Raw genomic sequence first — 7,689 nt, forward strand, 5'->3', positions numbered from 1 at the left:
CCCGGCGGGCAGGCGGCGCTGTCGGTGGTGCTGCGCACGCTCGGCTCCCCCGGCGCGCCGCTGCTCGTGGAGGACCCCACCTACCCCGGGGCCGTCGCCGCCGCCCAGGCCGCCGGCATGGTGCCGGTGCCGGTGCCCACCGACGCCGAGGGCGTCCGCGCCGACCTGCTCGACGACCTGCTCGCCCGCACCGGCGCCACGCTGGCCTACCTGCAGCCCACCTACGCCAACCCCACCGGCGCCGTGACGAGCCCGCAGCGGCGCGCCGCGGTGCTCGCCGCCGCCGCCCGCCACCACGCCTTCGTCGTCGAGGACGACTGGGCCCGCCACCTCTCCCTCGACGGCGAGGCGCCCCGCCCGCTCGTCGCCGACGACCCCGACGGGCACGTCGTGCACGTCACGTCGCTGTCCAAGCCCGCCTCGCCCAGCCTGCGCATCGGGGCGCTCGTCGCCCGCGGCCCCGCCCTGGAGCGGCTGCGCAGCGCCCGGGTGGCCGACGACCTCTTCGTCGCCCGGCCGCTGCAGGAGACCGCCGCCGAGCTGCTCGCCGCCCCCGACTGGGCGCGGCACCTGCGCCGGCTGCGCTCGGCCCTGGCCCGGCGCCGCGACCTGCTGCACGCCCGGCTGGTCAGCGCCCTCGGGCACACCGCCGCACCGCCCGGCGGGGGCCTGCACGTGTGGCTGCGCCTGCCCGCCGGCGCCGACAGCGGCGCCACGACCCGCGCCGCGCTGGCCGTCGGCGTCCACGTCGGCGACGGGCGCGGCTACTTCGCCCGCGAGGCGCCCGCCCCCCACCTGCGGCTCAGCTACGGCGCCGCGAGCGAGGAGCAGCTCGTGCGCGGGGTGGACGTGCTCGCCCGGCTGCTGCGCGGCTGAGCACGACCTGCCGGTCAGCCGACCCGGTCCGCGACGGACCCCGCGTACGTCACCAGCGCCCGCGCCGCCGCCGACCCGGGCAGCGGCGCCAGGGTGCGCTGCGCCCGCCGGGCCCACTGCCGCGCCGTGTCCCGGGCCGCCGCCGTCACCGGGTGGGCCCGCAGCAGCGCCACCGCCTCCGCGAGCACGCCGTCGTCGTCGAGGCGGCCGGAGTCCAACAGGCCCACCACCGCCCGCGCCGCCGCGTCGCCCTCCGCCGCCGCCCGGCGCGCCAGCAGCACCGGCAGCGTCGGCACCCCCTCGCGCAGGTCCGTGCCCGGCCGCTTGCCGGACTCCCCCACCTCGCTGGTCAGGTCCAGCACGTCGTCGGCCAGCTGGAAGGCCACCCCGACGTCCTCGCCGTAGCGGACCAGGACGTCCACCGTCGCCGGGTCGCAGCCGCCGAACATCGCCCCGAAGCGGCCCGCCGTCGCGATGAGCGAGGCCGTCTTGTCCGACAGCACCCCCAGGTAGTGCGCGACCGGGTCCTCGTCGGGGCGCGGGCCCACCGTCTCGTGCAGCTGCCCCAGGCACAGCCGCTCGAACGTCGCGGCCTGGATGCGCACCGCCTCCGGGCCGAGGTCGGCGACGAGGTTGGAGGCCCGCGCGAACAGCAGGTCGCCGGTGAGGATGGCGACGTTGTTGCCCCACACCTGGTGCGCCGCCGGGGCACCGCGCCGCGTGGGGGCGGAGTCCATCACGTCGTCGTGGTACAGCGAGGCCAGGTGCGTCAGCTCCACCACGACCGCGGCCTCCACCACGCGCGGGTCGTCCGCATCGCCCAGGTGCGCCCCCAGCAGCGTCAGCATCGGCCGCACCCGCTTGCCCCCGGCCTCCACCAGGTGCCGGGAGGCGGAGTCGGCGAGGGCGTCGGTGCTGGCCACCGCCTCCCGCAGCCGCGCCTCCACCACCTCCAGGCCGCCGCGCAGGGCCGGCTCCAGCGCGTCGTCGGTGGTGGGCAGGCCCGGGGACGCCGAGGCGGCGGCAACGGTCAGCGGACCGGAGACCGGGGCGGTGGCGGTGCCCGTCGCGCGACGGCTCATGCGGCCGGCACCACCCGCGTGAGGGCGCTGAGCACGCGGTCGGCGGCGTCACCACCGCGGGGCTCGGCGAGGTTGGCCAGCAGCTTCACGACGAGCTTCATGACACCCGGGTGCGGCAGGCCGAAACGGGTGGCCACCCGCATGACCTCCGGATGACCGATGAGGGACACGAACACACGTCCCAGGGTGTAGTACCCGCCGAGCTCAGCGCGAATCGCAGCGGGGTAGCGGTGCAGGGCGCGCTCGCGCGCGCGGGCGTCGGGCGCGGCCAGGGCGTCGGCCACCACCGCCGCCGCCATCCGCGCCGACTGCATCGCGTAGGCGATGCCCTCCCCGTTGAACGGGTTGACCATCCCCCCCGCGTCGCCCAGCAGCAGCAGGCCGCGCCCGTACAGCGGGGTGCGGTTGAAGGCCATCGGCAGGGCCGCGCCCCGGATCGGGCCCACCTGCTCCTCCGGGCGGAACCCCCACTCCGGCGGCAGGCTCGTCAGCCAGCGCCGCAGCAGCTCCCGGTAGTCGATGCGCGCACCACCGGCCGTGGAGTCCAGCACGCCGAGGCCCACGTTGCTCGTGCCGTCACCGACGCCGAACACCCAGCCGTAGCCCGGCAGCAGGTCCCCCCGGCCCGCCTCGCGCAGCTCCAGCCAGCTCTCCAGCCAGTCGTCGTCGTGCCGGGGGCTGCGGAAGTACGTGCGCACCGCGACCCCCAGCGGCCGGTCCTCGCGCTTGCGCAGCCCCAGGGCCAGCGCCATCCGGCCCGAGACGCCGTCGGCGGCGACCACGACCGGCGCCCGCAGCACCCGCTCGGCGCCGGTGCGCCGGCCCCGCTCGTCGACGGCGCGGACGCTCACCCCCACGACCGAACCGGTGCGCTCGTCCACGACGGGGCCGGTGACCGCCGTGCGCTCCAGCACCACCGCACCGCGGGAGACCGCGTGCCGGGCCAGGTCGGCGTCCAGGCCCTCGCGGGTGCGGACCAGGCCGTGGCCGGGGAACTCCGCGAGCTCGGGCCAGGGCACCTCCAGCCGCACGCCGCCGCCGATCAGCCGCAGCCCCCGGTTGGGCAGCCAGCCCTCCTCGCGCGGGGTGGGCAGGCCCAGCAGCTGCAGCTCCCGCACCGCGCGCGGGGTCAGGCCGTCACCGCAGACCTTCTCCCGCGGGAACGCGGTCTTCTCGCAGACGACGACGCGGTGCCCGGCACCGGCCAGGTGCGCGGCGAGGGTGCTGCCGGCCGGGCCGGCACCCACCACGAGGACGTCGGCGTCCGGGTCGCCCGCCCCCGCCGCGCCGGCCGGCCGCTCCGCCAGCGCCTGCACCATGTCCTCCGCCGCCCTCCGCCCGCGGTCCCGCGGTGGGCGGGACTTCGTGAAAACCTTCACGAGCGAGTCTAGGACCCCCCTCGGGCGGACGCGGCCCGAGCGGGGGCGAGGGGGTCAGCGCGCGGGGTCGAACACCGCCCGCACGCAGCCGTCCTCCTTCTCCTTGAAGATCCGGTAGCCCTCCGGCGCCCGCTCCAGCGGCATGACGTGCGTGGCGAGGTGCTCGGTGCCGATCTCACCGGCCGCGATGCGATCCAGCAGCATCGCGGCGTAGCGCTGCCCGTGCATCTGCGCCCCGCGGAACGTGAGCCCCTTGTTCATCAGCGCCCCGAGGGGGAACTTGTCCATCACCGCGGCGAACACCCCGAGCACGAACACGGAGCCGCCCTTGCGGCAGGACAGCACCGCGTCCCGCACCGGCGCGCCCCGCTCGGTCTGCAGGCGCAGCTGCTGCTTGACCATGTCGTAGGCGCCCTGCACGCCGTGCGCGGCGGCCTCCATGCCGACGGCCTCGATGCACACGTCCGGGCCGCGACCGCCCGACATCTCGCGCAGCTCCCCGATCACGTCGGTGGCGGTGAAGTCGAGCACCTCCGCGCCGACGTGGTCGCGCACCTGCGCCAGCCGCTCCGGGAGCCGGTCGACGACGACGACGCGCTCGGCGCCCAGCAGCACCGCGGCGCGCGCCGCCATCTGCCCCACCGCCCCGGCCCCCCACACCGCGACGACGTCCCCGGGCCGGACGCCGCCGAGGTCGGCGCCCATCCAGCCGGTGGACACCGAGTCGGAGACGAACAGCGCCGCCAGGTCGGAGACCCCCTCGGGCACCGGGAAGGCACCGACGTCGGCGTGGGGCACCCGCACGTACTGCGCGTGGCAGCCGGCGTAGCCCCCGACGGCCTGGGAGTAGCCGAAGCAGCCGCCCGGCGACTGCCCCCAGGTGGCCTCGGTGATGCCGGGGTTGACGTTCGTGTTGTCGCACAGGGAGTACAGCTCCTGCCGGCAGTACCAGCACTTCCCGCAGGAGATGAACGACGTCACGACGACGCGGTCGCCCACGGCGTGCTTCGTCACCGCCCTGCCGACCTCCACGACCCGGCCCATGAACTCGTGGCCGATGACGTCGCCGGAGCGCATGAAGGGGATGTAACCGCCCAGCAGGTGCAGGTCCGAGCCGCAGGAGGTGCTCAGCCCCACCTCGACGATGACGTCGTGGTCGTTGAGGACCTGCGGGTCGTCGACCGTCTCCACCCGCAGGTCGTCCACGCCGTGCCACACCAGGGCCCTCACCGCACACCCCACCCCTGCGAGCGGCGCACGACGGCGTCCAGCAGCGCGCCCGCCGGCGTGGACCTGCGCTCCCCCTGCGGCTGCGGGTCCCGGCGCAGCACCTCCCCGGCCTCCAGCAGCTGCTTGGACTCCCGCAGGGCGGTGCGCAGCACCTCGCGGGGGTCCTCGCCGCTCCCCGGCGGGGTGGCGGTGCGCCGCATCCGGGCGGCGAGCTCGGTGCCCCGGTCGCCGGGAGCGGGCTGCAGACGCACCTCGACGTCGTCGCCCAGGGCGGCCAGCGGCTGCGGCGGGACGCCGTCGACGACGACCTCCCCGGCCGGGCGCAGCACGGTGACGACCTGCCAGCGCAGCGCTCCGGCACCGGCCTGCGCACCGGCCCTGAACCGGCGCACGGCGGCGGTGCCCGCGGCGGTGCCGGCGACGGTGCCGGTGACGACGGCGGTCGTGGTGAGCGCGCGCTTCACGGCAGGCGCCGCGGGGTGGGGGCTGCTGGGTGCACGGGAACCTCCGGGGCCGGTGCGGGTGGCCCCGTCCCGGAGCCGCGCCCCACCCTCACCCGCGCCCCGGGCGGCGGCAACCGGAGGTGGGCGCCCGGACGTCAGGGCCGGCGGGCCCGGTGCAGGGCCACGACCCCGCCGCTGAGGTCGCGCCAGGCCACCTCGGCCCAGCCCGCCGCCCGGACCCGCTCCGCCAGCGCCGCCTGGTCCGGCCACGCCCTGATCGACTCGGCCAGGTAGTCGTAGGCGTCGGGGTTCGAGCTGACGCGGCGCGCCACGGCGGGCAGGGCCCGCACGAGGTACCCGCCGTACACGGTCGCGAACGGCCGCCACGTCGGGGTGGAGAACTCCGCCACCAGCAGGCGGCCGCCGGGGCGGGTCACGCGCGCCATCTCCCGCAGCGCCGCGTCCGGGTCGACGACGTTGCGCAGGCCGAAGGAGATCGTCACGGCGTCGAACGCGCCGTCGGCGAAGGGCAGCCGCGTCGCGTCACCGGCGGTGAACGGCAGGTCGGGGCGGCGGCGCTTGCCCACCCGGAGCATCCCCGGGGAGAAGTCGCACGGCACCGCCAGCACCCCGGCGTCGGCGAACGGCTCGGTGGAGGTGCCCGTGCCCGCGGCCAGGTCCAGGACCCGCTCCCCGGGCCGGGCGTCCAGCGCGCGCACCACCGCCCGGCGCCAGCGGCGGTCCTGCCCCAGGGACAGCAGGTCGTTCGTGAGGTCGTAGCGCTCGGCGACGTCGTCGAACATGGCCGACACCTCGGCGGGGCGCTTGCCCAGGTCGGCGCGGACCGGATCGGTGCTGCTCACGCCCCGATGGTCCCAGGCCGGGCGCCCCGCGCGGCCCCCACCCGTCGGCATGACGCGGCGCACCCGCGGCGGGACACTGGTGACAGGCCCCCGGAGGAGGAAGCATGCGACGACCGCTGCCCGGTCGCGTGCTGCCCCGGCTCCCCACGCCCCGCCGCGTGCGCACCACGGCGGTCGTCGCCGTCCTCACCGCCTGTGGGCTGCTGTGGGCCTTCTTCGCCGTCCTCGACCCCGGCGCGGCGACCGGCCCCGGACCCACCTGGCTGTTCAGCACCATCACCATCAGCTACCTGGCCGCCGGGGGGCTGCTCGCGGCCCACGCGCTGACGTCCTGCAGCGGGCGGCTGGGCTGGCTGGCCGCGCTGTTCCTCGCCGAAGCCGGCGTGCACGTCGTCCGCAGCCTCGGCGCCAACGGGCTGCAGCTGCCCGGCGACAGCGCGTTCCCCGCCGGGCAGCTGCCCGCGCTGTCGATGCTGGGGGCGGCGCTGTACCCGGTCGGGATGCTGCTGGCCGCGCGCCCCTCGCGGCTGTCCCCCGGCCCGCCGCTGGCCGCCGTCGGCCTCGCGCTGGGCGCCGCGGTGGGGCTGGCGCTGGAGAGCCCGCGGCTGCCGGACCTCTACGACGACGACGGGCGGATCGCCGACGGCGCGCGGGCGGTGTGGGCGGTCCTGACCGTCCTGGCGGTCCTCGCCCTCGTGCGGCTGGCGCGCACCCTCGGCAACCCCGCCGCGCTGCACTGGACGGTGCAGTGGCCGCTGCTGAGCCTGCTCGGCGTGTGCGGGGCGCTGCTGCTGCGGGTGGGCTCCTCCCGGGCGGACGACGCCCTGTGGTGGGCGGCGCTGGCCGCGCACTCGCTGACCGCCGCCACGCTGCTGGCCGGGCTGGTGGTGAGCACCGCCCGCACGGTGCAGCGGCTCGAGCGGTTCGCCGGCGCACTCTCCGAGGGCCTGGAGGCGCAGGCGCGCACGACCGGCCGCGACGCGGTGTCCACCGCCGCCCCCGCCCCCGCACCCGCACCGGGCCCCGCACCGGGCCCCGCACCGGGCCCCGCGCGGGGAGCCGCGCGGGAACGGAGAGCCGCGCGGGAACCGGTCGTGCACCTGGACCTGCGCGACCCCCTGCCGCCGCGGGCCGACGACCTGCACGTCGTGCTGCAGCCCGTCGTCGACCTGCGCACCGGCGACGTGCGCGGCGTGGAGGCCCTGGCGCGCATCGGCGGCTCCCCGCCCCTGGACCCCGCCGCGTTCTTCGCCGCCGCCGCACGGGCCGGGCGCACCTGCGAGGCCGAGCTGCTGGCCGTCTCCCGGGCCCTGGCGCTGCTGGACGAGCTGCCCCCGCGCACCTGGCTGGCGGTGAACGTCTCCCCCGCCACCGTCCTGCACCCCGGGCTGGCCCACGTGCTGCGGGGCGCGAGCGCCTCCCGGGTGGTCCTGGAGCTCACCGAGCACGCCCGGATCGAGGACTACGACGCGCTGCTCGACGTGCTGGGCCGGCTGCGGGCCGCCGGCACCCGGGTGGCCGTGGACGACGCCGGGGCCGGCTTCTCCAGCTTCCGCCACGTCGTGCGGCTGCGGCCCGACGTCGTCAAGCTCGACATGAGCCTCGTCGCCGGCATCGACACCGACCCCGTCCGGCGCGCGCTGGTCGCCTCGCTGCTGGGCTTCAGCACCAGCATCGGCGCCGCCACCGTCACCGAGGGCATCGAGACGCCCGCGGAGCTGGACACCCTCCTCGGCCTGGGCGCCAGCCTCGGGCAGGGCTACTTCCTGGACCTCAACGGCTCCATCGACGACTACGCCGTCTACCTGTTCTCCGG

The 7,689-nt window shown here is 77.5% G+C and carries 7 protein-coding genes; 2 read left to right on the top strand and 5 right to left on the bottom strand.

Features of this window, described 5'->3' with window-relative positions; all coding sequences use genetic code 11:
* Positions 1-876: aminotransferase-like domain-containing protein (locus ABEB16_RS06820; RefSeq protein ID WP_345711505.1), on the top strand; the 876-nt coding region annotated here is incomplete at its 5' end.
* A gap of 14 nt (positions 877-890) precedes the next feature.
* Here the strand turns inward: ABEB16_RS06820 and ABEB16_RS06825 are convergent.
* From ABEB16_RS06825 to ABEB16_RS06845, 5 genes are all read right to left on the bottom strand, one after another.
* Positions 891-1,958, bottom strand: coding sequence for a polyprenyl synthetase family protein (locus tag ABEB16_RS06825; protein ID WP_345711506.1), 1,068 nt, complete (start codon positions 1,956-1,958; stop codon positions 891-893).
* Positions 1,955-3,277 carry a geranylgeranyl reductase family protein gene (locus tag ABEB16_RS06830; protein ID WP_345711511.1) on the bottom strand — a complete coding sequence of 441 codons (1,323 nt, stop codon included), beginning with the start codon at positions 3,275-3,277 and terminating at the stop codon, positions 1,955-1,957. Before ABEB16_RS06830 ends, ABEB16_RS06825 begins: the two co-directional genes overlap by 4 nt.
* 114 nt (positions 3,278-3,391) lie before the next feature.
* On the bottom strand, positions 3,392-4,567 hold the full coding sequence (locus ABEB16_RS06835; RefSeq protein WP_345711507.1) for a zinc-dependent alcohol dehydrogenase: 1,176 nt from the start codon (positions 4,565-4,567) through the stop codon (positions 3,392-3,394).
* The gene (locus ABEB16_RS06840; RefSeq protein WP_345711508.1) at positions 4,564-5,031 is read right to left on the bottom strand and encodes a hypothetical protein; all 468 of its coding nucleotides are present in this window, start codon (positions 5,029-5,031) and stop codon (positions 4,564-4,566) included. Before ABEB16_RS06840 ends, ABEB16_RS06835 begins: the two co-directional genes overlap by 4 nt.
* A 134-nt stretch (positions 5,032-5,165) precedes the next feature.
* Complete coding sequence (locus tag ABEB16_RS06845; protein ID WP_345711509.1) at positions 5,166-5,873, bottom strand: demethylmenaquinone methyltransferase; 708 nt, start codon at positions 5,871-5,873, stop codon at positions 5,166-5,168.
* Between the two features lie 158 nt (positions 5,874-6,031).
* On the opposite strand from ABEB16_RS06845, the gene ABEB16_RS06850 reads away from it, so the two are divergent.
* A partial coding sequence (locus ABEB16_RS06850; RefSeq protein ID WP_345711510.1) for an EAL domain-containing protein occupies positions 6,032-7,689 on the top strand: 1,658 nt, incomplete at its 3' end.

This window comes from Kineococcus glutinatus (genome assembly GCF_039542765.1).
Classification (GTDB): domain Bacteria; phylum Actinomycetota; class Actinomycetes; order Actinomycetales; family Kineococcaceae; genus Kineococcus_A; species Kineococcus_A glutinatus.

Coding starts and splice junctions, on each gene's coding strand:
- ABEB16_RS06825 (WP_345711506.1), bottom strand. CDS start 1,958: ATGAGCCGTCGCGCGACGGGCACCGCCACCGCCCCGGTCTCCGGTCCG.
- ABEB16_RS06830 (WP_345711511.1), bottom strand. CDS start 3,277: ATGGTGCAGGCGCTGGCGGAGCGGCCGGCCGGCGCGGCGGGGGCGGGC.